The following is a 24,810-nucleotide window of genomic DNA, read 5'->3' on the forward strand; positions in this document are numbered from 1 at the left end:
GCTACGTTGCCTTCGGAACACGAACAATGAAACCTATTGTTGGACGAAACCTAATACTTGCCGTGAACACTATGGAGTTATAGTACTGTAAACACCAGTGATATTAATCACTTAAAATCTAGCCAAAATACCCAAATCCCTGTCTATTTATTTCCTTTACAACTTCAACTTTATCAATATAGTTTGTCATAGTAACCTTACCCGATTTTTGATAACCCATACTTTCAACAAAACCAGTTTTTATATGCAATTTCGTTAAAAACGTTTTTCTTAAATGTTTCAAAGTAAACATATTTGAGATTTGTGCTTTATTTCTAAAAAACGTAAACGAATCACTTAATTGGACCGCTATGGTTTTCCTTAAAATCTTCTCATCATCTGCAATCAAATACTTATCCACCCCCAAATTCTCTTTATAATTCAATCGAATCAATAAAGCCTCTAATTCTTTGGTACATGGAATCAATACCTTTTTTGGTTCCTTGGTGTTGTTCCAGTTATGGGCTCTATCAAATTTGAGGTCTGTTCCAATTAAATGCTCAATTTCGCCATCATTACCCAACACAATATCTGAATACTTTAAAATCATTGATTCTTCAATTCGCATTCCTGTAAAAGCAACCAATTCAATCGCATCCCTAGTATAAGGTCTATACATATTCTTTCTTTCACCTGTTTTGAAAACGTGGACGGAATCAACATCTGATATGGCATTCAACAACTTGATAAAGTCATCATCGTTAATGCTAATCGGATTTGAATTTTCATATTTTAAGTTAACATCCTTAAAGTAATTTGGAATTAAATATCCCTTTTTATCAATCAAAAAGCTATTGAAGTTCTTCAAAGCCTTTGTGTTGTGATTATACGTTGATGTTGATTTGCATAATGGCTCCAAATGCTCGTAATACTTTCCGACAATACCATCATTCAAATCATAGATTTTAAACTTGTTTAGATTGATAGAATTAGCTTGCAAAAAATCCGTGAAATTCAGAACGTAGCGAACAGTTGATTTAACATAACCATTGGAACGGATAACTTGTAGGTGTTTCGGCACATCAACATTTTCTAACCAATCACTATACATCATTATACATTCTTTCAACAATTCATGTTTAACTTCTGCTTTTGGCAAAGGAGTTACAAATTTAAATGGGGTTGATAATTGATTTTTGAATTCCAATAATTCTGCTACTGCATCATCATACTCCAATGCTTTCAAGTCCCTTGTTTTACGGATTCCATTTAGCTTGATTATTGCTTTGTATTTCTGGCGCTCTATCGGGTGCTTACAGCCTTTATATGTATCTTGTGAAACCTCAATTAGTTTGTTGCATTTCTTACAGACCACATGCAACCCAGTGAATTTTTTATATTTTAGTATTTTCATTTTTCAGATTTTATATTTAATGCGAGTGTAATTTATTTTGGCGACCCACCAAATAATTTTGTTGACAATTTACCTTTTGGAACATATCCTATTTTTTCTTTAATTGTATTTGTTGTATTCAAATCCAACATTTTATACAACTCCCCTTTATTATATGCCTCATAATATTCAATCCAATTATCACCATGATTTAGTTTTAATTCTTTTATTAGAGGCATATTATAAGCTAATTCAAATTCATTTTCGTTTACAAATTCTCCCGAAGAATTTCCATAGATTTTTAAATGGTTTTTCGCACACCAAATACGAATACTCCTTTTATCTTTTCTATTTATTAGACCCGAAAGTTTACTGAGATATATCCTATTCATTATTATAAAATACATAGATTCATGATTAAATATTAAACTTTAATAGCTATTAAACTAGCCAGTTTCCTTATAAATCTCCTCAAAACTGGCTAGTAATTATATTTTATTAGAATATGTTTTCTTTGGCTACTTGCAATTTTTGAACTTTTATTGATTGATTACTCAAAGCTAATTCATCCAATAGTTTGCAGAAATTATTTTTATTTGCCGACCAGATAGCATAATTTTCTTCGAATGATTCACCAACAGAAACAACAAAATCATGTTTCATTGTTTGCGATACCATTAAGAATTCTAGTTCAGTTATTTCGTTTGTATTCCATTTTAAAGGAGTTTCACTTTCAAATGCAGCAATTTCTAAAAGTTTTTCTTTTGGGGATATTCTATCTGGCGATTTGTATAAATTTTCATCATCCTCTCCCCAATAAATATCGCTATCAATTAAAACTCCTAGAATCTCCGTATCCGAACTCATAAAGAGTTTTTTAAACAGACCTCCTAGGTCAATTCCACATGATTTATTTTCAGAAATTCTAGCTAAAATCCCTTGCATCAATTTATAATTCCAGTTTAGGCCGTCTAAATGGACTGAATCAAACTCCAGTAAACTGTAAATCTCTAATACTTCATTTTCGTTTAATTTTTCTAATTTTTTCATTACTATTTTTTTTAATTTTTTAAATATAGAATCCCTAACCCATAACAAATGGGTTTAAAAAATTCCGTTTTTTTACTTTGATTTACTTCTTTCCAGACTTGGAAAGTCGTGATTACGCATTAGAGATTTTCATTGGTTCTCTTTCCAATTACTAATATTAATTACTCATTCTTTTGAGCCCAATATTCGTTAAGGAATTAAATTCTTATCTTTTATATTTACAATAAAATGTAATGGAATTTCCCCATGGTTTGGAAAATAAATTAAATCTGCATGATTATTTAAAGGAACTCCTTTGGTTTTAAAATAATTAAAAATTTTAATTATAGTTTCAATTCTAATCTGCTTAATAACACCATTAAAATAATTTGAAATTAATCCATTGTCAATTCCTGTCGCTAAAGATAAATCGCCTCTATTAATTCTGTATTTATTCATAATTTCGTAAATATTCAATTTAAAATCACTTCCACCCTTTAAGACAGGATATTCTAAATTCATTAGTTTTCTTGGTGAATTAATAATTCCATCAAAAGCAGAAACGATTTTTTCAATTGTTTTCATTGTAATATATTCCGTTCCTGAAAAGTAAGATTTCATTGTTGTTTCTCGAATATTAGCTTTTGTTAATAGCCATTCCCAAGTATTGTTTGTTTTATTTAAAAAATATCCAATATTTTTAAACACATGATAGTTTTTGTGATTTGGAAATATTTCAATCAGAATATTATAGTTGAAACATTCTTTAATGGTGATGATATATGAATCTACTCCATCTCTCCTATAGAAGAAATTATCATCGGTGAAACCATATTTCTCTTTACAATTTTCATCCAGATACAAGCGTCTTAGTCCTTGAGTATTTGGGAAATCATCATTTAATGTAAATTCTTTTTTAAACATGTGTTTTATTTTTTTAAGGTTAATTATAGTTTGTTGTTTATAGTATGTATTAGCTCTAAATTGACTCCTTTCCAGATTTGAAAAGTTGCATAATTTTGATTTAGAGAATCTTCTTTAATTCTCTATTTATTGCATATATGAAATTGATAATCCAGGTGGTTTAAAATCATATAAAATGCATTTTGACTATGCAACTACTTTAAATCTCATTTTAAATAATTTGTCATAATCCTCTACGGTCATATCCATTATTAATGAATTAGGCCCGTCATTTGAATTGATGTAAACTCTTATAGCCATACTGCCATCTTCGTTTTTATGATACAACCCCAGTTGGACTGGGTAGGCAAAATCCATTTCATCACTTAGGATGCCTTCTTTAACTAATTCATCAATATCCAAAATTCTATTAAATTTTGCTTTGATTGTGTTTTGATTAATCGTTCTTAGTTCTTCAACTGTTACTGTTTTTAATTTTTTAAATTTTGTTTTCATTTTTGTTTGTTTTAAATTATTTGTTTTTGTTTATTTATTGGAAATTCTCTAATCATTAAGTCATCTGGGATTGCTTTAATCTTATCTATCTGTTTAAAAAAAAATGGGACTCCTTTAGTTTTACAATCATCTCTAATCAATCTGGCCCAATCACAATCAAAAGGTCTTTTCCCATGACCGCTTTCACCACCACTAATTACCCAATCAACTAAATCCAATAAAACTTTATCAGTACCATCATTAATCTTGGCTATCATGTCAATTCTATCCAATTGAGGCTCGACAGAAAGAAACCTAAGACCATTAACCTTCGATAGTTGAACAATCAATTTATCCGCAGTTTCTTGGTTCACTGGTGATGTCCCAAACATTACATTTTTTGGTGGATTTTTCTTCCAGCTTTCTGGAATGTATTTATTAATGTTTGATGGCCTCTTACTGAGCAACAAGAACATAAGATTTGGCGAATTTGGAACCACCTCATTAAAAAACTTATCTCTCAATTGTCCCGTATTCCAAAATTCGCTTTCTGCTTTACTATATGGAATTCCTTTGTGGTCCACTAGCGGCATTGGTTTTTCAAAAATATCCATCATTGAGCCCACAAAAACTCTATGAATTTCCCCTTCAGCTGCAGCCTGTTTTTGATATTTCTCGATTTCTTTCCATACATTCTGTATTAATCGTCTCGGTTTGTCATTTCCCCAAACGTCTTTACCGTATCGTTTAGCTAAAGCTGATGCATAACAGTTATCGCAGCCCGCATGCACCTTTGTGCAACCCCACCATAAATTTGCTGTGTGATGAGTCCATTCTATTTTACTATTTTCAGCCATGTTTTTTATTTATTAATTAAGGCACAAGAAGTCGACTACCCAGTTGATGGGCAATAAAATCTTCCTATAAATTTGTTGTTATATCTTTTCAGAATTGAAAAGACAATTCGATTAGTTTGTTAAACTACTTGTTTTAATTCAACTCCATTTCTCCCCTTTTGCATCTTTGAATTGTATCCATTTTTTAACAATTCATCAAATTGTCTTCTAGTCAACACCCCTGTTCCAGTTGTTAATATGTCATGATACATGTTTGACTCTGCATATAAAGCATATATACCCTCACCCTTTCCAGAATTTGATTTGGAAGTTTTTTTAAGTTTATCATATTCCTCTCCAGTTAAGAATAAAAGCTTGGCATAGTTTCCGTTTAAACTTGGGATTACTACACTGATTAATTGGAAATCATTTTCTTTTATTTTCATTGAATTTTTCATAGTTACAAATTTTAAGTTTGGGCAGTTCTCTTCCTGTCCATGTTTAGAATAGATTTTTTTGTTTAAATAAAATGTTTTTGATTGTTTGCTTTCTCGAAACGGAAAGGCTTTATTCCTTCATTAAATTACTACTCTGTAATTAATGCTTAGTTTCAACTTCGAAACTTGAAAGTGTTAATAGGATTGAGATAAATCTCCCGAAATTCTCAATTTGAGTTTTATCTCCTTGTGATAATTCTCAATTATTCTTAATTTTTATGTCATATTTATCTATTTTTTTCTTGTAAATCACTCTTTTTATTAGACATAGCTTCGCCTATATACCTTTATGGTAAATTTTAATTGATAATAAAATTTGATTATATCTTAATGGATTAATTCCTTAGTATTGTCGATGCTTCCTGAATTCTTCGGTCGTATTTGCAACACTTTTACTGTATAAATAGTGGGATAGTTTTTCTTTATCCCTAAGAATACTTAACATCTCTATTTCAGTTTTGGGGTCTGGGTCAAACAAATCGAAACTAAATTTAATTTCTTCATTCGGCTCAAGTTCTAATAGCTTAATCGTATCGTTTACCGTTCTATGTCCCATATATTTTGAAATTGCAATAAAAATTTTCTTAGTGCAATTGTATTTATTGACCATATCTCTACCCCAAGCAATTTCAAATGTGTTAGTTTTTAGTTCTCTGAATTTTAACTCCAAATATGTTGATGAAAGAACTTCTAATCTAAATTGCTCATAGAGTTTATTCAACTCTCGATTTAGACTTGATGTTGTTAAAACTTTACCTGTTTTAACATTAATATAAATTGGTGCATCGACATCTCTTGAATGGTAATCAAATATATTTATGTACACTTCCCTAGTGTATCGTTGAATAAAATAACTTAATTTTATGGTTCTGCTATCTTCCTTTTTTTCATTATGAAGGATTAATTCATCTCTGCTAGGAAAGTTATCCGCTAAGTCAACATGTAAAGAACCATCATCATTAATAAAATCATTCCATGTTAACTTCAATAACGAACCAATTTTTATCCCAAAACATGAACCATGAATACAGAGTAAGCCATATCCACGTTCTCCTTTATTGACAAGCCACATACCAAACATTACAAGGCTTTCGGTTGACCAAATTAAATCTTTATCATTTTTATTCATTACTGCTGTATTTTCATTATTATAATGCAAATATAGAAATATTATTTAGATGCACAAAGATATTTTCACAAAAAAAATGAAAATATCTTTAATTTTATTTTTAGTTCATCATGATAATGTATGGCAACACCAATAAACAAAGAGAAATTTAGATAATTCAGAAATTACTATTTAAAGAGCTATTTTAATAAATTATACTAAAAAACCTACTCTATAACATTTTCCTATTAACCATAACTTTTTTAACTTTAATAATAGTAGTACTTGATGCCCCTGTAATTTCAGCAATCTCCCTAATCGTCAACCCTTTTTGTAGCTTCTTTAGTACGGTTTGGTGACGTTCCAATAACTTCTCATCACTTTGTACAGCACCAGTCTTTCTGCCGCTAAATTTCCCAAGTGCCTGTGCTATACGAATTCCTTCCATAGAACGGGATTTTATTTGGTTCCGACTCATCTCACCGATGCTACCCATCACTGAAATAACCAAATTAGCCATTGGGTTTTCTTCACCATTATCCAAAAATGTTGAAAAACCTTCTTTAAGTGATTTCAAATTGATGTGATTTTTTTTAAATACAGATATAGTATTTAAAATATCTAATAAATTTCTTCCCAGCCTATCTGTGGAATCTACAACCACCGTGCATCTTTCAAATTGGTTTGTTATAATATCGAACATTTTGACTGCTTCGGGTCTTTCCATAAATGGAACATTTCCTTGTATCCTTTCTACAAACAATCTTGAAGGGTCAAAACCTTCATGTGCTTTAAAGGACTCTATTTGCCTTGCAGAATTCTGAAAAATCGTTGAAGTGCGAGAATAGAAGTAGTAAATCATATTATTGGGTATTTAGAGTTAATTTGTTTTAGTTTTAGAGTCCAAATTATTTTAAACCATTATTGCTGGTTTTGCTTGGTTACATCTTAGATTTTTGCTTTAGAAAAGAACTATGGTCTAATTCTAAAACGGAGAAATCAAAAAAAAAGGAATTACTTCCCTTCCACCCAATCGATAACTGGAACGAGCATATCACAATAGGCTCTTTTAAATGTTTTGACAGTTTCCCGTTTTTTATTAATAAACACAATAGTATAGTCATCGGCCCATCTTAGGCAAACTTTAATCCATCCTTGATGAGTAAGGCCATTCACTTGAAAAGCTAGGCCACCTTGGAATTCTTTACTTTCTTCGATTGCTGCGAAATTTTGTGCTCCCCAAGCCATCAGTGCTGAACGGTCCGCATATTTAATTTGGTCTAATATTGTTTGTGCGATTTCCATTGTTTGTGTCGTTGTGTTCATATCTTAAATTATTTGTACACCACGAGTGTACAAGGAAATTAGTTCCTGTGCCAGGTTTTATCAAATTATTTTAGTTTTTTTTTAGCGCTGTATCCCCTGTAAACAGGGAGTTAGTAAAAATAATTGGGGTTTCTCCACTGCAAAAAATGTTCTTTTCCCCATGGCGTAATATTTATTATTAAACGATAAATATTATGAAAACAACCCAAAACAACAAAGAAGGTTTAAATGTCCTATCATTATTTGATGGGATCTCATGTGCCAAATTAGCCCTAGAAAAAGCTGGAATAAAAATCAATAAGTATTACAGTTCTGAAATCTGCCCAAATGCACTTGCTATTCAGAACTATCATTATAGTGGTGATACCAATCACATTCAATTAGGCGATGTACGTAAAATATATAGTTGCGACTTATGGGATGAAGTTGACCTAGTTATATTTGGTAGTCCATGCACAAATCTTTCTAGCATCAATCCTAGTGACAGAAGAGGTCTTGAAGGAACTGAATCAAGATTATTCTATGAAGCTTTAAAAATTCTGAGTGAAATTTATGTTTTTATGCCTTCTGGAAAAAAGCTTTATTTTTTAATGGAAAATGTAGCTAGCATGACTTCAAAAGATAGAGATATAATAACTAACGAACTTTCTCAAATATTTGGGAATATTCAGCCTGTTAAGATAAATTCGGCAGATGTAGCTCCAGCAAATCGAAGAAGACTTTACTGGACCAACATTCCAAATGTTGGAATTCCAGAACCAAAAGAAATTAAATACCATGACATTATAGTAAATGGCTATGTAGATAAAGAAAAAGCTAATGTTTTATTGGGCAGCAATATCACACTCACTAACGGAATTTTTAGATACTATAAAATGAATCTTGGCAACCTTATATATAAGGATAAAGAATTTGCAGACTTAACTACTGAACAAAAGTTACTGGAATATCCATTTATTCTTAACAAATCTGGATATGTTGGGAAGTCTAGGTCAGCATTTGGCGAATATGATTTCCCAAATGGATGCTATCGTTTACCTAGTGTTCTGGAATGCGAAAGATTAATGACTATTCCAGATGGATATGTTGCCGATGTCCCAAATGTATCAAAAACCAATAAATTAAAAGCAATCGGATTGGCTATGACTGTTGATGTTGTGGCTGGATTATTAGAAAAATTAAAGGGGAATAATCTAATTTAATCAAATGTATAGATAAATATTATTAAAACATAAATAGCTATAACAAAATAATATGTGCCGTATTAGTTGACTATCAAGTTGCTTGTTAGTATATTTAATAAAATCGATAGCAAACAAATATTAAAGTAATTTAAATTTTTAAAAGGCTGTAGATATCTATATCTACAGCCATTAGATTACTTGGGTATCCAGAGGATAAATGGTAGGCATGCCACCTCTGGTTTCTGCACCCAAAGCAGAAAAAATAACAAAGCAGAAATAAATATTAACGTTGAAAATTAACAAAAAGAACAATCAACAACTTGTTCACAAAAAAACAGCAACATCTTACATTTCATTACCAAAAACCTTGGTTGATGATATTCAAAAATTAAATATTACAAAAACGGAAAAATCACATTCGTTTAAATTTGTTGGTATCTTACTTAGAGATTCATTCCAAGAATTTTGGGATGTTACAACACCAACGCCAAAACCACAAGTATATCTTATAAAAGCCTTTGATGATTATTATTTTAAATGGTTAAAGGTCTTAATCACTAAAAATATAGTTGTTAGAAATGAATATTATTCAGCGGATAAAAATATCTGTTATAATTATTCAGTTTCACCAGAATATTTTAAAGATTTTAATGTTTCTAAATCTTACAATCTTTCAAATGTACTATGTAATGAAAAAGAACACGAACCCTTATTAACAGTGGGATACAAGGATATTATTAAAAACATAACTGTATCAGATGGAATTCAGAACAGAAGGTTTATTGATGATATTGCTACACTTAAAATTGATTATGACCGATTACAAAATATAGTTGATAAAAGAGTCACCACATTATCTATATCGGAATTCAAAATCAATGAACAAATAACTCAATTAAGTGTTAAAATTTTTGTGCCAAATGGCAATTCATTTTTTATAAAAACAATTGATGCTATTGCCAAAGCTAAATTAAAAGGAATGAGCCTTATAAATGACAATGGAAGATTCCGTATTGCTGATGAAAGCCAATTTATTCATAACAAAAAAGTGTCAATCAATTTGGCCTATACCGATTCAATCGAAAAAATGAGAATGGGTAGTTTTAGAGCGGCAAGAAATGCAACAAATAATAGGCTAGATACCAACCTAACAAATATGTGTTCACTTCTAGTTGATGATATATGTGCCCAGAATAATTTGGTTCAGATTGACCTTAATAATTCACAATTTACAATACTATCACACATATTAAAAGATACCTTAAACACGCCAGATTTCAACCGATTTAAAGCACTGTCTGTTTCGGGCAAGCTATACGATTATATTTGGCATGAACTAGGTTTAGAAACAAAGAAACAAGCTAAAAATGCAATGTTTGAAATTATGTTTAGTTCAAGAAAAAACAACACTTCTGGTAAGATGAAAATTAAAAATTTATTTAGTAATGTTGTTAAATGGATTGATGATTTTAAAAAAGAAAATGGAGATAACACTTTCGCTATTATGCTTCAACTAAAAGAATCTTTAATTTTTATTGATGGTATTTTACGACTGATTAAAACAAAAAAAATATTCTGCTTGACCAAACACGATTCATTAATAGTTAAAGAAAATGATATGGATACGGTATTAACGATGGTTCAAGAATATTTTAGTACAATTGATTTGGAATATAATTTATCAATCACCAGAGCAGCCGATTTAAGAAATGAATAATCTAATTAGCAACAGTATTGACATGAAAAAAGGAGTAGATAATAACAAAAAAAGAATTAGTCGTTATTAGAATTTTTAGGACCAGAAGATTGGGGGGAGAGGAAGGACCCTGGCTTCGTATAAAAGAGGATAATTTTTAAAATATAAATTCTCGTTTCCGCCTAGAAAAAAGGAAAAAATAAAAAACTTATTATTGATAGCTATTAATATGTACAAAAATTTCTAGATGTAAAAAACCATTTTTTTTTAAGGCAAGCCAAAATTTCAAAAAAAAATTTTGTAGAAAAATGAACTCCTTTTTTGACTTATCAATCTTTTACACGTACCCTAAGGGACTAGACCAGCCCGTTTCTGCTCCATCGATTCAAGTTGAATGCATTACTAAAAGCTAGATATAGTCTATACTGTGTGCGAGCCTCAGCCTCGTTTTAATGGATTATTTATTTTTTAATTAGAGTTTGTGTTTTTGGAGTGATATTTATCATTAAACGAAGGATATGAAGATAAAGCTGACAGCTAAACAAATGAGAATGTTACTCGATAAAATAGGTGTGCCTAAAGGTAAGGTGTTGACAACAACAGCTGGAATATTGGATAGAATTTATCAAAGCAAACAAAGTAATTTGCTGAACTAAATACCAAATGGATGGAGAGTGATTCGGTTTTGGCGTACATTCATAAAGAAAAATTTGCAAGATTGTATCCAAATTATTGAACAGGAAATTAGTGATTCCGACAAATAAAAAACTAATCTATCTTGTAATTAAATTATTTTGCTTTTTGCCCAAAGACATTGTCAATTATTATATCCTAATATCTATAAAGATTTACAGTGATAAAGCAGATAAATATTATAATACCTCAATATCTAATTAACGGTTGAAAAAATAGTGAACTTCTTTTCAAAGTTGTTTTACTTCATATCACAAAATTTACGAACTTGCAGAAAATTGAACAAAAAATAAATGAAGTTAAAAGAAAACATAAGCATTGACGAATTTGACGGAAAACGCTATCAAATAAGGATTGTTGAGCCAAATAATAGCGGCAAAGCGGTTTTAACTCATTATTTACACAACATTCATAACGGTATTTCAAAGTATTACAAAAAAGATGCTTTGAAAGCTTTAGATGAATATATTTTATACAAACAAGAAGAAGAAAAATTGTCAATGGTAGCGGAAGATGCAATGCAACAACTTCTTTTTGAAGTTGAAAATGTTCCATTTCCAACTCCTGAAAATTATTCATTTAAATTTATTGATTTATTTGCAGGAATTGGAGGGTTTAGAATGGCAATGCAAAATCTCGGTGGGAAATGCGTTTTTACAAGCGAATGGGATAAAGAAGCTCAAAAAACATACAGGGCAAATTATGGTGAAGTTCCATTTGGCGACATTACAAAACAACAAATTAAAGATTATATCCCCGAAGAATTCGATTTGCTTTGTGCTGGTTTTCCTTGCCAAGCTTTTTCAATTGCGGGAAAACGTGGTGGTTTTGACGATACAAGAGGAACATTATTTTTTGATGTTGCCGAAATAATTAAAAAGCACAAACCAAAAGCTATTTTCCTTGAAAACGTAAAAGGATTAAGAAGCCACGATAAAGGAAAAACACTTGAAACAATTTTAAATGTCTTAAGAAATGATTTAGGTTATTATGTTCCTGAACCACAAATTATAAACGCAAAGAATTTTGGAGTACCTCAAAACCGAGAAAGAATTTATATAGTTGGTTTCCGACAAGATTTAAATATTTCAAGTTTTGTGTATCCTGAACCACTTGAAAGCAATCCAAAATTCGAAAACATAAAAGAAGAAAATGTACCGCCAACAAAATATTTTCTTTCCACACAATATGTTCAAACTTTGATTAATCATAAAGCAAGACACGCAAGTAAAGGAAATGGTTTCGGCTATGCAATAATTCCCGATGATGGAATTGCAAATGCAATAGTTGTTGGTGGAATGGGAAGGGAGAGAAATTTAGTTCTGGACCATAGAATTACTGACTACACTCCAACTACACACATAAAAGGAACTGTGAATCGTGAAGGCATACGTAAAATGACACCAAGAGAATGGGCAAGGCTACAAGGGTTTCCTGATAATTATATAATTCCAGTTGCTGACGCATCCGCATATAAACAATTCGGCAATTCTGTTGCCGTTCCTGCAATTCAAGCAACAGCAAATAAAATTTTAGAACTAATTGGAATTAAAAAATATGCTATCAGGAAATAAAGGGGAATGGAGTGAAATTTATGCTCTGTTTAAATTGCTTGGCGACAAACAATTATTTGCAGGAGATGCCGACTTAAATAAGGTCGAAGAGTTATTCTATCCAATAATCAAGATTATAAGAAACGAAAGTGGAGGGAATTTCGAATATGAAATAAACCGAGACTTAGTAATCATTTCAGGTGGAAAAGAAGAGTTAAGAATCCCTGTAATAACCTTTACGGAACAATCTGCGAAATTATTGTCAACTATAAAAGGTTCGACAGGAGCATTTAGTATTCCTGAAATTGAAACTTTTATGAACTCAATAAATTGTAGTTCTTTGAAAGCTAAATCAACTTCAAAATCTGATATTAGAATTGTTATTCACGACCAAAGAATAAATCAAAACGCTGAATTAGGATTTAGTATAAAATCGCAACTTGGTGGAGAAGCAACGCTTTTAAATGCTGGAAAAACGACAAATTTTATTTACGAAATTGAAAGTAGCTCTTTTTCTATTCACGATATGGAACAAGTAAATACTTTGTTTTTAATACGTGGAATAAAAATATCTAGAGATATAAAGGGTAGAATTAAAGCTATCTTTGAAAAAAATGGAAATTTAAAATTCATAACTCTAGAAAAAGATATTTTTAAAAATAATTTGGTTTTAATTGATAGTTTGTTGCCTAATATTTTAGCAGAAATTGTAACAACTTTTTTCACTTCAAATTTAAGTTCTGTAAAAGATTTAACGGAAAACATCAATACGGTAAATCCATTAAATTATGACAATCAGTTTGCTCACACATTTTATGAATACAAAATCAAACGTTTTTTAACAGATGTAGCACTTGGAATGATGCCTTCAAAAGTTTGGAATGGTATTTATGATGCAACTGGTGGTTATTTAGTTGTAAAAGAAAACGGAGATGTTCTGTGTTATCATATTTATAATCGTAATCAATTTGAAGATTATTTATTTCAAAACACAAAATTAGAAACCGCTAGTAGTTCAAGACATGAATTTGGAGAAATTTATGAGAAAAATGATAAGTTCTATTTTAAACTAAACTTGCAAATACGTTTCAAATAAATAGAGAGGAAAAGTTTAGACTTTTAAATAAATCAAATAATTGTCCAATTAATCTAACGGCACTTAATAAGTGGCAAATGCTTGAAAATGCAGTATTTTGCATTACTTAAAAAACGTAAACCCCAGTAAAAAAGTCTATTTCAAAATATAGATTCTATTGTTAATCAGAGGGTACTTGGTTTTAACCCAAAATGGACACACAGTATTATTTACTCTAGTATATTTCTTTCTTTTAAAAAATCAAAAATTAACTTATCGACCTCTGATATTTTATTTTTATCGGAATAAGACAGCCAAATAATTTCTTCAATTTCTGAATTTGCTTTTAGTAAACCAGTATAACTTGCCGAATAACAAGTCATTTTAACAAATGTATCTACAGAATGTCCATGAGCGTGAGCTTGAAATAATCCAATAAATTTTAGAGTATCTGCATTTAACTCTACACTAAGTTCTTCTTTTATTTCACGACTTAGTGCTTGCTCGTCTGTCTCATCATATTCTCTTTTACCCCCTGGAATATAATATTTATTCTTGCCAAAAGATTTTGTAGATAGAATCTTCTTGTTTACAATTTCAATCCAAGCTAGCTTATCAATTATTTTCATTTATTGTGGTTTTAACATCATCTTTGTTATTGTTTCCAAAATAACTAAATACAGTTTTACCACAGCCTTTTTATCTAAATAATTTTAAAAATTACTGCTGAGGTTTTTGATAGCCCATAGAAACTGTTACTTCAGTATGAATATAATTTCACCAAAAACACAACAAAATATTCTCATTATCTAAGTGTACTTAATGAGTGGCAAAATGCTTTAAAATGTATGTTTTTGCACCACTTAAAAAAACACGGCTCCAGTAAAACTGGGGTTTATATTAATATGGTTCCTACTGGCAGGCAAGAGGTGACCGGTTCGAATCCGGTATTCTCCACCAGTATTACCAAGCCTTACAGCAATGTAAGGCTTTTTTTATTTTATAGACTATGTTTTACATTTAAATAAAACTATTTTGGATATTCAATTTTCCCTACTTGCCGCATCACGCGTACAATTTTAGCTTTTCGCCTGTTGATATATGTGGAAGAACTAGTCGCCGAATATTTTCTTGGATTGGGTAATATCGCTGCAATTCCTGCAGCTTGCATCGTGGTAAGACTAGAAGCACCTTTTCGATACCAATGTTCAGTGGCTGCTTGTGCTCCATAAACCCCATTCCCCATTTCGATACTGTTCAAGTAGACTTCCATGATGCGTTCTTTTCCCCAAATGATTTCAATCAGAACAGTGAAATACGCTTCGAGTCCTTTTCTCAAATAACTTCGGCCTTGCCAAAGAAATACATTTTTGGCCGTTTGTTGCGATATTGTGCTGCCTCCTTTTATTCTTCGGCCTCGTTCATTGCTTTTATAGGCTTTTTGCATGGCGACAAAATCAAAGCCATTGTGTTTCATGAAAGTTCCATCTTCACTAGCGATTACGGCTTTTTGAAGATTCATGGAGATGTTTTCAATTGGTTCCCAGTCGTGGCTAAAAAAAACTTCGTTTCCTGCTGCTTTATTTTCTATTCCCCGAATGACCATCAAAGGCGTAAATGGAACTGGTACAAATTTAAAAAGTAAGACAAAAAACAAAGAGAGTCCGAGGAACCATAAAAATACTTTAAATAAAAAACGAGTAAGTTTGCTCATAAATGAAGTTGGTTCCTTTTTAACGGGTTGCCTTGATTTTCTTGGTTTTACTTTTGTTGCCATCTACTAAATCTGCTAATTCTGTTCCAATTAAACTTCCTATTGCCACCCCCATTCCGCCCAATCGCACGCCGCAATAGACATTATCTGACAGTTGGGAAACGATTGGATTCTTGCTGTTGCCAATACCCATGATACCGCTCCAGCGGTGTGCAATTTTGAAATCCTGATTCGGCAAAATTACTTCTTTTAATAATTGTTCCAATTTTTTTTGCACAATTTCTGTTTGACCAAATTTGTTTGTATTCTCCCTCTCAAAATCTAGGTTTCTTCCACCACCCATTAGCAAACGGTCGCCAACATTCCTGAAATAATAATAGCCTCTATCCAAGTGAAAAGTCCCTTTTACGTCTAAATTTTTAATGGGTTCCGTGATTAAAACTTGTGCCCGGGCCGGTTGTACGGCTCCATTAGTTATTGCATTGGCAAACCCATTCGTAGCAAATAGTATTTTTTTAGTCGTAAAACTAAAATCACCGAGTACTACTTCAACTTCCTTTCCTTTGTCAAAATAAGAAGTAACGGTTTGCTGGTTCAGAATTAATATATTTTTAGAAAACACTTCTTTCAGCAGCGCCTGCATCATATTTCCGGTATCTATTTGCGCTTCAAAAGGATTAAAAATCAGATATTCTTGTATCCCACTGAACCCAAAGCGGTCAACCTCTTTGGCAAAAACATCGGCTCTAAATAGAGGTCTTAAAATTTCATTGATGAAAGGTAATTTTCCAACACATTTATCGTAGCAACTGTCGTCGTGTTTTAAAAATAACTCATAACCGCCATAAGGTTTGAAATCTATCGTGTCATCCCCTAATCTTTTTCGCAACAATTGTAGTCCTTTCCATCGTTTTTGAATCAGATGAATAACCTCCTCTTCCGAATGCGATTTCAAATCGTCGATGATTTCTGAAAGGCTTCCAAAACACGCAAAACCAGCATTTTTTGTACTAGCGCCCTGCGGCAACATTCCTTTTTCCAACACTAAAATTTTGCTGTCCGGGAATCTTTCGCGCAAGCGTAAGGCTGCGTGTAAGCCCACAATACCGCTCCCAACAATGGTATAATCGACATTAGTAAACCAGTTTTTTAATTCCCAATAACTTAAATCCATGTCAAAATATTTTTATAAAAATAATAATTTTTTAGATTTATTCTGAATTTATTTCAGAAGCTAATCCCGCTATCCGTTACAATCTTTCTAGTCCTGAAACAAGTTCAGGACTAGAAAGGATTTCCACTTCTATCGGGGCTAAAAAGCAATTATTAAAACGACAAACATCAAATTAAATTGGTTATTTTTATGGTAAAGAAAAAAATTTATTTTAATTCGCTTAGAAGCTATGGTACAAGATGTAATGACACCCGAATTACTTTGGAAATTAGGAAGAATAACCACTTTAGGTATTTCTAAAGACGAAAAAAATGTCGTTTATAAAGTAGAAACTCCTTCTATCACAGAAAACAGATCCGACACGACATTTTACACCTTACCCATAAATGGTGGAAATCCAAGTCTACTTAAAGACACAGCTGCAGTATTAAAAGACAAGACCATATCTCCAGACGGGACCTATATATTTTATAATGAAGAAGTAAAAATCGAAAAAGTTCACGGAAAAGATTTTTATCCAGAACTGGAAAAATCAGACGTTCAAATCTACAATGGATTGAATTATCGGCATTGGGATACTTGGAATGACGGCAAATACAATCATGTTTTTTACAAAGAAAACAAAGAAGGAGCAGTGGGAATTGACATTCTGAAAGGAGAAAATTTTGATAGCCCGCAAAAGCCTTTTGGCGGTAATGAAGATTACATTTGGTCGCCAGACAGCAAAAGCATTCTTTACGTAAGCAAGAAAAAAGCAGGAACTGAATATGCTCTTTCTACTAACACTAATATTTTCGAATACAACCTAGAAACTGGAAAAACCATCAATAGAACGGAAGAAAACCTAGGATATGATAGCGCTCCACAATTTTCTCCAACAGGAAATTTGACTTGGTTGCAGATGAAACGAGACGGTTATGAAGCCGATAAAATCGATTTGATCGTTAACTTTAAAGGAATTAAGACAAACCTTACGGCTTCTTGGGATGGAACGGTAGATAATTTCATCTGGAGCAGTGACGGGAAAAAAATCTTTTTTGTGGCACCAATAGATGGAACAAAACAGTTATTTGAAGTTAATTTTCCGGGGGTTACCAATCCTGAAGTTGCGGGAGCAATTACCGTCCGCCAAATCACTACTGGAGAATTTGACGTCAATGATTTAGTTGGTTTTTCCGGTGATAACATCATCGTAACGAGAACCGACATGAATCATGCTGCGGAAATTTTTTCTTATAATCTAAAGAAAAATATTTGGAAACAACTCTCTAATGTAAATACAGCAACCTACACTTCTTTGGCGTTAAGCAAAACCGAAAGAAGATATGTAACGACGACAGATGGCAAAAAAATGTTAGTTTGGGTGGTTCTTCCTCCTAATTTTGATGCTTCAAAAAAATACCCAACGCTTTTGTATTGTCAAGGCGGTCCTCAATCACCATTGACACAATTTTATTCATATCGATGGAATTTACAGTTAATGGCTGCTAATGGTTATATTGTTGTGGCTCCAAACCGTCGCGGCATGCAAGGTCATGGCGTGGACTGGAATGAGCAAATCAGCAAAGATTGGGGCGGACAGGTAATGGATGATTACCTATCAGCGATTGATGATGTGGCGAAGGAAAAATATGTTGATGCAACTCGTTTGGGATGTATAGGTGCCAGTTATGGTGGGTATTCTGTTTTCTATCTGGCTGGAATTCACAACAATCGATTCAAAACTTTCATTACCCACGATGGCGTTTATAATACCCAAAGCATGTTTGGCACTACCGAAGAAGTTTTCTTCAGCAATTGGGATTTTGGTGGTGCTTATTGGGAAAAAGACAATGCGATAGCTCAAAAAACTTACACGACATTCAACCCGATGACTATGGTAGAAAAATGGAACAAACCCATTTTAATTATTCAAGGAGGAAAAGATTTTCGTGTACCAATAGGACAAGGTCAAGAAGCTTTTCAAGCAGCACAAATACGCGGGATAAAAAGCAGGTTCCTTTATTTTCCAGAAGAAAATCACTGGGTACTAAAACCGCAGAATGCACAGGTTTGGCAGCGTGAATTTTTCAAATGGTTGAAGGAAACCTTGTGAATTAGACGAAACAAAAAACCTTGCATCGCTGCAAGGTTTTTATTTAAACAAAAAATATTTCTTATTCAGGATCATTCATTTTGAAATTATCCATAAATGCAGTTGTATATTCTCCTGCAATATAACGAGGATCATCCATTAATTGTCTATGAAATGGAATGGTGGTTTTTATTCCTTCGATTACAAATTCATCCAAAGCTCTTCTCATTTTACTAATAGCTTCCTCACGAGATTGAGCGGTAGTAATAAGTTTAGCAATCATTGAATCGTAATTTGGCGGAATCGTATACCCGGAATATACGTGAGTATCTAAACGAACTCCATGTCCACCCGGCATATGTAATGTTGTGATTTTTCCCGGAGACGGACGAAAATCATTGTAAGGATCCTCAGCATTAATTCTGCATTCGATCGCATGCAATTGTGGCAAATAATTATTACCAGAAATAGGTATTCCAGCGGCAACCATAATTTGCTCCCGAATTAAGTCATAATCAATAACCTGCTCCGTAATTGGGTGCTCCACTTGAATGCGAGTATTCATTTCCATAAAGAAGAAATTACGGTGCTTATCTACCAAAAATTCTACCGTTCCAGCACCTTCATATTTAATATATTCGGCTGCTTTTACAGCTGCTTCACCCATTTTTTCACGTAACTCATCTGTCATAAATGGAGATGGCGTTTCTTCGGTTAATTTTTGATGACGTCTTTGAACAGAGCAATCTCTTTCAGATAGATGACAGGCTTTTCCGTAGGAATCTCCTACTACTTGAATCTCAATGTGGCGTGGTTCTTCGATTAATTTCTCAAGATACATTCCATCATTTCCAAAGGCTGCAGCAGATTCCTGACGCGCACCTTCCCAAGCTTTCAGTAAGTCTTCTTCTTTCCAAACCGCTCTCATTCCTTTTCCACCACCACCAGCAGTCGCTTTAAGCATTACTGGATAACCAAAATCTCTTGATAATTGCAAGGCTTCTTCATAGGATTCTAAAATTCCGACCGAACCTGGAACACAAGGAACACCTGCTTCTATCATCGTAGCTTTTGCAGAAGCTTTATCCCCCATTCTATCAATCATCTCTGGAGAAGCTCCAATGAATTTGATCCCATGTTCTTGACAAATTTTAGAAAATTTAGAGTTTTCAGAAAGGAATCCGTATCCTGGATGTATTGCATCTGCATTTGTAATTTCGGCAGCGGCAATAATATTTGACATTTTTAAATAGGACAAGTTGCTTGGAGGTGGCCCAATACAAACTGCTTCGTCAGCAAACCTTACATGTAGACTTTCAGCATCTGCAGTAGAATAAACGGCTACTGTTTTTATGCCCATTTCTTTGCATGTTCTAATCACGCGTAACGCAATTTCCCCTCTATTGGCAATCAATATTTTTTTAAACATCTTTTTTTGAAATTTTAAATGCAGAATTTTAAATTTTAAATTATTTTAAATAACGAAAAATCATCATTCAAAATTTATAATTTATAATTTCTTATGATGGATCTACTAAGAATAACGGCTGGTCAAATTCTACTGGCGACATATCGTCAACCAATATTTTTACAATTTTACCAGAAACTTCTGATTCAATTTCATTAAATAATTTCATGGCTTCAATTACACAAAGTACATCACCTTTAGAAATTGTTTTACCTACTTCAACAAACATTGGTTTATCTGGCGATGGTTTTCTATAAAAAGTCCCAATGATTGGAGATTTTATGGTGATAAAGTGCGCATTTTCTACTACTGGAACTTCCGGAGCGGCTGCAACTGGAGCAGTTTGTTGCGGTGCTACTGCTTGCTGAAGTGCAGCTTGAGCAGGCATTTGTTGAACATACGTGGTTTCAGTTACATTCCCTTCTAAAGTTGTTCTGATGGTGATTTTCACATCATCCATCTCTAATTTAACTTCTGCAACTCCTGAATTTGCTACAAACTTGATTAGATTTTGAATTTCTTTTAAATCCATAATTATTTGTTTTTAGTTTAAATTTATTTTTTATCGTATGCCCATTTTAGATAAATAGATCCCCAAGTGAATCCACCTCCAAAAGCGGCCAAAATTATCGTATCACCTTTTTTGAATAAATGTTCAAAGTCATTAAGAACTAATGGTAAGGTCGCAGAAGTTGTGTTTCCATATTTTTCAATATTCATTAACACTTTAGACTCTTCTAAATTCATTCTATTTGCGGTTGCATCGATAATACGTTTGTTGGCTTGATGAGGAACTAACCAATCTACATCGTCATTCGTCAAATTATTTCTTTTCAAAATTAATTCACTTGAATCTGCCATATTGGTTACCGCATATTTAAATACCGTTTTTCCGTCTTGGATAATATTGTGTTTATTATCTTTTACCGTTTGGTAAGTGGCGGGAAGTAAGGAACCACCGGCATCAATTTTTAAAAAATCTCTTCCGATTCCATCACTGCGTAAATACTCGTCTTGCAATCCTAATCCTTCATAATTAGGTTCAAATAATACCGCTCCAGCACCATCTCCAAAAATGATACAAGTTGATCTATCAGTGTAATCTACTATAGAAGACATTTTATCAGCTCCTATTAATAATACTTTTTTGTATCTTCCAGATTCTATGTAAGCTGCTGCTGTTGACATCCCAAATAAGAAGCTGGAACAAGCTGCTTGCAAATCATATGCAAAAGCATTTAAGGCTCCTATTTCAGTTGCTACATATACGCCTGTTGAAGCTACTGGCATGTCTGGTGTTGCAGTTGCCATTATCAACAAGTCTATTTCCATAGGGTCAATATTGGCTTTAGCTAATAAATCTTGTGCAGCTTTTATGGCTAAAAAAGAAGTTCCTTTACCTTCGTCTTTGAGGATTCTTCTTTCTTTTATTCCTGTTCGAGAGGTTATCCACTCGTCATTGGTCTCAACCATGGCCTCAAGAGCTTTGTTTGTTAACACAAAGTCTGGCACATAGGCTCCAACAGCGGTTATTGCGGCTGTAATTGTATTCATTATATGCGATTATTTTTGTCAAATGTCGCCATTTGAAAAATTTTTAAAAGACTTGAAAATTACAAAAAAAAATTCCATTTTCATTGCTTTGGAACTTCTTATTTAATGAAAATTATAAACAACAAAAAAACTCTCACGATGTGAGAGTTCGAATACCATTTACAAAAATGTATTAAGCAACAGCTACAGATTTATCTATAACAACTTGCCCTCTGTAATACATTTTACCTTCGTGCCAGTATGCTCTGTGGTATAAATGCGCTTCTCCTGTAATAGGACAAGTAGCAATCTGCGCTACAGTAGCTTTGTAATGTGTTCTTCTTTTATCTCTTCTTGTTTTGGAGATTTTTCTCTTAGGATGCGCCATTTTACTATATTATTTATCCGTTAATAGTTGCTTTAATTTGTCCCAACGCGGGTCAATATTTTCTTCTTGTTTATTCTCTTTTTTTTCTTCTTTTACTTTCAGTTCATTTAGTTTAGTCAAGGCTTCGGTTTTTAAACTTCCATCTTTAACTCCGGGATGAACCCGTCTTAGAGGCACTGACAACACTATCATTTCATAGATATACTGTGCAATATCCACTTCAAACTCTCCATGAGGTAAAATCAACAATTCTTCATTGTCATTATTATAATCCTCGCCAAAACGAACAATCAATTTCATTTCGCCTTTAATGGGCAAGTCAAAATCTTCGCTTGTCAAATCACAGGGAACATTTACCGTTCCTTTATGCTTAAAACTTAACTCTATCAGCGTACTTTTTTTCTCTAAAACTACATTTACTTTGATGTTTGAATTTTGAAATTCATTATAATCAAAGATTTCAAAGAACGAATTGTTTATTTGATACTCAAAATGATGTTTTCCTAGCTTTAATCCTATAAAAGGAATTAAAAATTCTTTTGTCTTATTCATTTCAACAACAATTTGACCCTAAACTTCGGGAGTGCAAAGATATAAAATTATTGCAAATCTAATAATGTTATTCACTTTTTTTTGTTCACAACTGTTTTTCTTTTGTTTTTAATGGCTTTACACTGATTTCAGCATAATGATTTCTCGAATGATAAATATCAATTGCAAGGTAGACTGCTTCTTTAAATGAGTTGAAATCAGCCGTTCCTTTTCCCGCTATATCATAAGCAGTACCGTGATCCGGGGAAGTTCTTATTTTACTCAAACCCGCCGTATAATTCACTCCATTACCAAAAGACAATGTTTTAAAAGGAATCAATCCCTGATCGTGATAGGCCGCTATAACAGCATCATACTTCTCGTATTGATTGCTTCCAAAAAAACCATCAGCCGCAAAAGGACCAAACACCAAGGTTCCCTTATCAAAAATCTTTTTCAATGTTGGCTTTATAATTAAATCATCTTCGGTACCAATAACGCCACCATCTCCACAATGCGGATTCAATCCCAAAACAGCTATCTTGGGTTTATTAATACTAAAATCCTGTATCAATGATTGCTTAATCGTTTCTATTTTTCTTATTATCAACTCTTCAGTAAGATGAGAAGCCACCTCTCTCACCGGAATATGATCTGTCAAAAGCCCTATTCTTAAATTATCCTGTACCATCAACATAAGTGCATTCCCCTCCAGCTCTTGGTCTAAATAATCCGTATGTCCCGGAAATTTAAATTCTTTGGACTGAATGTTGAACTTATTTATTGGCGCTGTAACTAACACATCTACAACACCATCCTTTAAAGCTTTGGTAGCCGCAACAAATGATTTTATTGCATATTCACCTGCCTTAGGATCATTTACTCCAGCATTCAAGTCCAAACCTTCTCTCCATAGATTTAAAACATTAATCTTACCAGGTATAATTTGATCCAGTTTGTCAATTCCGTGCAATAATGAAGTAGATTGAAAACTTTTCTTTACAAAAGACAGCAACTTAACATTAGCAAAGATAACAGGAGTACATAACTCTAACATACGAGAATCCTCGAATGTTTTTAAAACAACTTCGCTTCCAATACCATTTAAATCTCCTATAGAAATCCCAACGATTATATTTTCTGCTTTTTTCATCATGACCTAACGTTATTTATTGCTAATTTTGAAGTGCAAATTTAGTAAAATAAAACAAGAAATGTTTACAGGAATTATAGAAACCCTTGGTCTCATACAAGAAATAAAAAAAGAGAACAGTAATGTCCACATAACGATGAATACATCGATTACCAGCGAACTAAAAATTGACCAAAGCGTTGCCCATAACGGAATCTGCCTTACAGTCGTCTCAATCAAAGACAATTTTTATACCGTGACCGCCATAGACGAAACAATAAAAAAAACAAATTTAGCCAATTGGAAAGTCGGAGACAGCGTTAACTTAGAAAGAGCGATGAAACTTGGCGACAGACTTGACGGACACATTGTTCAGGGACACGTGGATCAAATAGGAACCTGCATCACCGCAGAACAAACCGACGGAAGCTGGCTTTACACCTTTGAATACGATGAAAAACTAAACAACATTACTATCGAAAAAGGTTCAATTACTGTAAATGGAGTAAGTTTAACCGTAGTAAATTCTAAAAATAATCAGTTTAGTGTAGCCATAATCCCATATACACATGAGCACACTAATTTCAAAACCTTTAAAGTTGGCACAAAAATAAATCTTGAATTTGATGTAATTGGCAAATACGTTTCCAGACTCTACACTAACAAATAATATCCTTAATTATATAAAAACAAAAAACACTATTTAAATAGTGTTTTTTGTTTTTATATAATTAAGGTAAATGATATAAATTCCAAATAACAAGGCAACTATCAGTATTACAATACTATTGCCATCAATAGATAATCCAGGAGGCGGCACTTTTTTAGCTGTAGGTGCAGGAGGACTAGCATCCCCAGAGCCTGCAAAAGCATGCATAAACCCGAAAAGGAAAATGATTAAAAAACAAACATTATTTGACTCAATTTTCATCGGTTTCAAAAATAGTAATTTATTAAAATAAAAAAATCAATCAAACCTTTCACAGGAAATACTTATTCCTAAAATACAAAGATACGTTTTTTACTTAA

General features: G+C 32.6%; 26 protein-coding genes. 6 read left to right on the forward strand and 20 right to left on the reverse strand.

From position 1 onward, the window contains the following. Window positions 1-118: 118 nt before the first annotated feature. The 10 genes from ACNQGJ_RS00300 to ACNQGJ_RS00345 all read right to left on the reverse strand — a co-directional run bounded on the left by ACNQGJ_RS00300 (window position 119) and on the right by ACNQGJ_RS00345 (window position 7,566). On the reverse strand, window positions 119-1,393 hold the full coding sequence (locus tag ACNQGJ_RS00300; RefSeq protein ID WP_417971228.1) for a hypothetical protein: 1,275 nt from the start codon (window positions 1,391-1,393) through the stop codon (window positions 119-121). A gap of 32 nt (window positions 1,394-1,425) precedes the next feature. Further along, window positions 1,426-1,779: a hypothetical protein gene (locus ACNQGJ_RS00305; RefSeq protein WP_417971226.1), complete on the reverse strand. Its 354-nt coding sequence runs from the start codon at window positions 1,777-1,779 to the stop codon at window positions 1,426-1,428. A gap of 91 nt (window positions 1,780-1,870) precedes the next feature. Then, window positions 1,871-2,422 carry a hypothetical protein gene (locus ACNQGJ_RS00310; RefSeq protein WP_417971224.1) on the reverse strand — a complete coding sequence of 184 codons (552 nt, stop codon included), beginning with the start codon at window positions 2,420-2,422 and terminating at the stop codon, window positions 1,871-1,873. Window positions 2,423-2,611: 189 nt separating this feature from the next. Then, window positions 2,612-3,325: a helix-turn-helix domain-containing protein gene (locus tag ACNQGJ_RS00315; RefSeq protein WP_417971222.1), complete on the reverse strand. Its 714-nt coding sequence runs from the start codon at window positions 3,323-3,325 to the stop codon at window positions 2,612-2,614. A 186-nt stretch (window positions 3,326-3,511) separates the two neighbouring features. After that, on the reverse strand, window positions 3,512-3,820 hold the full coding sequence (locus tag ACNQGJ_RS00320) for a hypothetical protein (protein ID WP_417971220.1): 309 nt from the start codon (window positions 3,818-3,820) through the stop codon (window positions 3,512-3,514). A gap of 11 nt (window positions 3,821-3,831) precedes the next feature. Further along, window positions 3,832-4,656 (reverse strand): DUF5131 family protein, encoded by an 825-nt coding sequence (locus ACNQGJ_RS00325; RefSeq protein WP_417971218.1) that lies wholly within the window; start codon window positions 4,654-4,656, stop codon window positions 3,832-3,834. Window positions 4,657-4,775: 119 nt separating this feature from the next. Next, entirely contained in the window at window positions 4,776-5,093 is a 318-nt protein-coding gene (locus ACNQGJ_RS00330) for a hypothetical protein (RefSeq protein WP_417971216.1), read from the reverse strand. 382 nt (window positions 5,094-5,475) lie between these two features. After that, window positions 5,476-6,261, reverse strand: coding sequence for a hypothetical protein (locus tag ACNQGJ_RS00335; protein WP_417971214.1), 786 nt, complete (start codon window positions 6,259-6,261; stop codon window positions 5,476-5,478). A 211-nt stretch (window positions 6,262-6,472) separates the two neighbouring features. Then, window positions 6,473-7,102 (reverse strand): recombinase family protein, encoded by a 630-nt coding sequence (locus ACNQGJ_RS00340; protein WP_417971212.1) that lies wholly within the window; start codon window positions 7,100-7,102, stop codon window positions 6,473-6,475. A 152-nt stretch (window positions 7,103-7,254) separates the two neighbouring features. Continuing rightward, on the reverse strand, window positions 7,255-7,566 hold the full coding sequence (locus tag ACNQGJ_RS00345; protein ID WP_417971211.1) for a hypothetical protein: 312 nt from the start codon (window positions 7,564-7,566) through the stop codon (window positions 7,255-7,257). Window positions 7,567-7,760: 194 nt separating this feature from the next. On the opposite strand from ACNQGJ_RS00345, the gene ACNQGJ_RS00350 reads away from it, so the two are divergent. From ACNQGJ_RS00350 to ACNQGJ_RS00365, 4 genes are all read left to right on the forward strand, one after another. After that, complete coding sequence (locus tag ACNQGJ_RS00350; RefSeq protein WP_417971209.1) at window positions 7,761-8,768, forward strand: DNA cytosine methyltransferase; 1,008 nt, start codon at window positions 7,761-7,763, stop codon at window positions 8,766-8,768. 271 nt (window positions 8,769-9,039) lie between these two features. Continuing rightward, entirely contained in the window at window positions 9,040-10,467 is a 1,428-nt protein-coding gene (locus ACNQGJ_RS00355) for a hypothetical protein (RefSeq protein WP_417971207.1), read from the forward strand. Between the two features lie 965 nt (window positions 10,468-11,432). Then, window positions 11,433-12,713 (forward strand): DNA cytosine methyltransferase, encoded by a 1,281-nt coding sequence (locus tag ACNQGJ_RS00360; RefSeq protein ID WP_417971205.1) that lies wholly within the window; start codon window positions 11,433-11,435, stop codon window positions 12,711-12,713. Next, window positions 12,697-13,788, forward strand: a complete 1,092-nt coding sequence (locus ACNQGJ_RS00365) for an HpaII family restriction endonuclease (protein ID WP_417971203.1) — start codon at window positions 12,697-12,699, stop codon at window positions 13,786-13,788. The genes ACNQGJ_RS00360 and ACNQGJ_RS00365 overlap by 17 nt, the downstream gene beginning before the upstream one ends. A 209-nt stretch (window positions 13,789-13,997) precedes the next feature. On the opposite strand, the gene ACNQGJ_RS00370 is transcribed toward ACNQGJ_RS00365, so the two are convergent. From ACNQGJ_RS00370 to ACNQGJ_RS00380, 3 genes are all read right to left on the reverse strand, one after another. Next, window positions 13,998-14,396 (reverse strand): NUDIX hydrolase, encoded by a 399-nt coding sequence (locus ACNQGJ_RS00370; protein ID WP_417971201.1) that lies wholly within the window; start codon window positions 14,394-14,396, stop codon window positions 13,998-14,000. Window positions 14,397-14,797: 401 nt separating this feature from the next. After that, window positions 14,798-15,544, reverse strand: a complete 747-nt coding sequence (mtgA, locus tag ACNQGJ_RS00375) for a monofunctional biosynthetic peptidoglycan transglycosylase (RefSeq protein WP_417971199.1) — start codon at window positions 15,542-15,544, stop codon at window positions 14,798-14,800. After that, on the reverse strand, window positions 15,501-16,655 hold the full coding sequence (locus ACNQGJ_RS00380) for an NAD(P)/FAD-dependent oxidoreductase (protein WP_417971197.1): 1,155 nt from the start codon (window positions 16,653-16,655) through the stop codon (window positions 15,501-15,503). Before ACNQGJ_RS00380 ends, mtgA begins: the two co-directional genes overlap by 44 nt. Before the next feature lie 229 nt (window positions 16,656-16,884). On the opposite strand from ACNQGJ_RS00380, the gene ACNQGJ_RS00385 reads away from it, so the two are divergent. Further along, entirely contained in the window at window positions 16,885-18,750 is a 1,866-nt protein-coding gene (locus ACNQGJ_RS00385; protein WP_417971195.1) for a S9 family peptidase, read from the forward strand. 61 nt (window positions 18,751-18,811) lie between these two features. On the opposite strand, the gene accC is transcribed toward ACNQGJ_RS00385, so the two are convergent. The 6 genes from accC to pdxA all read right to left on the reverse strand — a co-directional run bounded on the left by accC (window position 18,812) and on the right by pdxA (window position 23,805). Then, complete coding sequence (gene accC / locus ACNQGJ_RS00390; protein WP_417971193.1) at window positions 18,812-20,158, reverse strand: acetyl-CoA carboxylase biotin carboxylase subunit; 1,347 nt, start codon at window positions 20,156-20,158, stop codon at window positions 18,812-18,814. Window positions 20,159-20,249: 91 nt separating this feature from the next. Further along, window positions 20,250-20,729, reverse strand: coding sequence for an acetyl-CoA carboxylase biotin carboxyl carrier protein (accB, locus tag ACNQGJ_RS00395; RefSeq protein ID WP_417971191.1), 480 nt, complete (start codon window positions 20,727-20,729; stop codon window positions 20,250-20,252). A 23-nt stretch (window positions 20,730-20,752) separates the two neighbouring features. Then, window positions 20,753-21,751, reverse strand: a complete 999-nt coding sequence (locus ACNQGJ_RS00400; RefSeq protein WP_417971189.1) for a beta-ketoacyl-ACP synthase III — start codon at window positions 21,749-21,751, stop codon at window positions 20,753-20,755. A 172-nt stretch (window positions 21,752-21,923) separates the two neighbouring features. Then, window positions 21,924-22,118, reverse strand: coding sequence for a 50S ribosomal protein L32 (gene rpmF, locus ACNQGJ_RS00405; RefSeq protein WP_007137315.1), 195 nt, complete (start codon window positions 22,116-22,118; stop codon window positions 21,924-21,926). Between the two features lie 9 nt (window positions 22,119-22,127). Further along, on the reverse strand, window positions 22,128-22,670 hold the full coding sequence (locus ACNQGJ_RS00410; RefSeq protein WP_417971187.1) for a YceD family protein: 543 nt from the start codon (window positions 22,668-22,670) through the stop codon (window positions 22,128-22,130). Window positions 22,671-22,755: 85 nt separating this feature from the next. Next, window positions 22,756-23,805: a 4-hydroxythreonine-4-phosphate dehydrogenase PdxA gene (gene pdxA, locus ACNQGJ_RS00415; RefSeq protein ID WP_417971185.1), complete on the reverse strand. Its 1,050-nt coding sequence runs from the start codon at window positions 23,803-23,805 to the stop codon at window positions 22,756-22,758. A 58-nt stretch (window positions 23,806-23,863) separates the two neighbouring features. On the opposite strand from pdxA, the gene ACNQGJ_RS00420 reads away from it, so the two are divergent. Next, the gene (locus tag ACNQGJ_RS00420) at window positions 23,864-24,451 is read left to right on the forward strand and encodes a riboflavin synthase (protein ID WP_417971183.1); all 588 of its coding nucleotides are present in this window, start codon (window positions 23,864-23,866) and stop codon (window positions 24,449-24,451) included. Between the two features lie 33 nt (window positions 24,452-24,484). Here the strand turns inward: ACNQGJ_RS00420 and ACNQGJ_RS00425 are convergent, their stop codons facing one another. Continuing rightward, window positions 24,485-24,712: a hypothetical protein gene (locus tag ACNQGJ_RS00425; protein WP_417971181.1), complete on the reverse strand. Its 228-nt coding sequence runs from the start codon at window positions 24,710-24,712 to the stop codon at window positions 24,485-24,487. Window positions 24,713-24,810 lie beyond the last annotated feature (98 nt).

The organism is Flavobacterium cryophilum (genome assembly GCF_048286555.1).
Taxonomy (GTDB): domain Bacteria; phylum Bacteroidota; class Bacteroidia; order Flavobacteriales; family Flavobacteriaceae; genus Flavobacterium.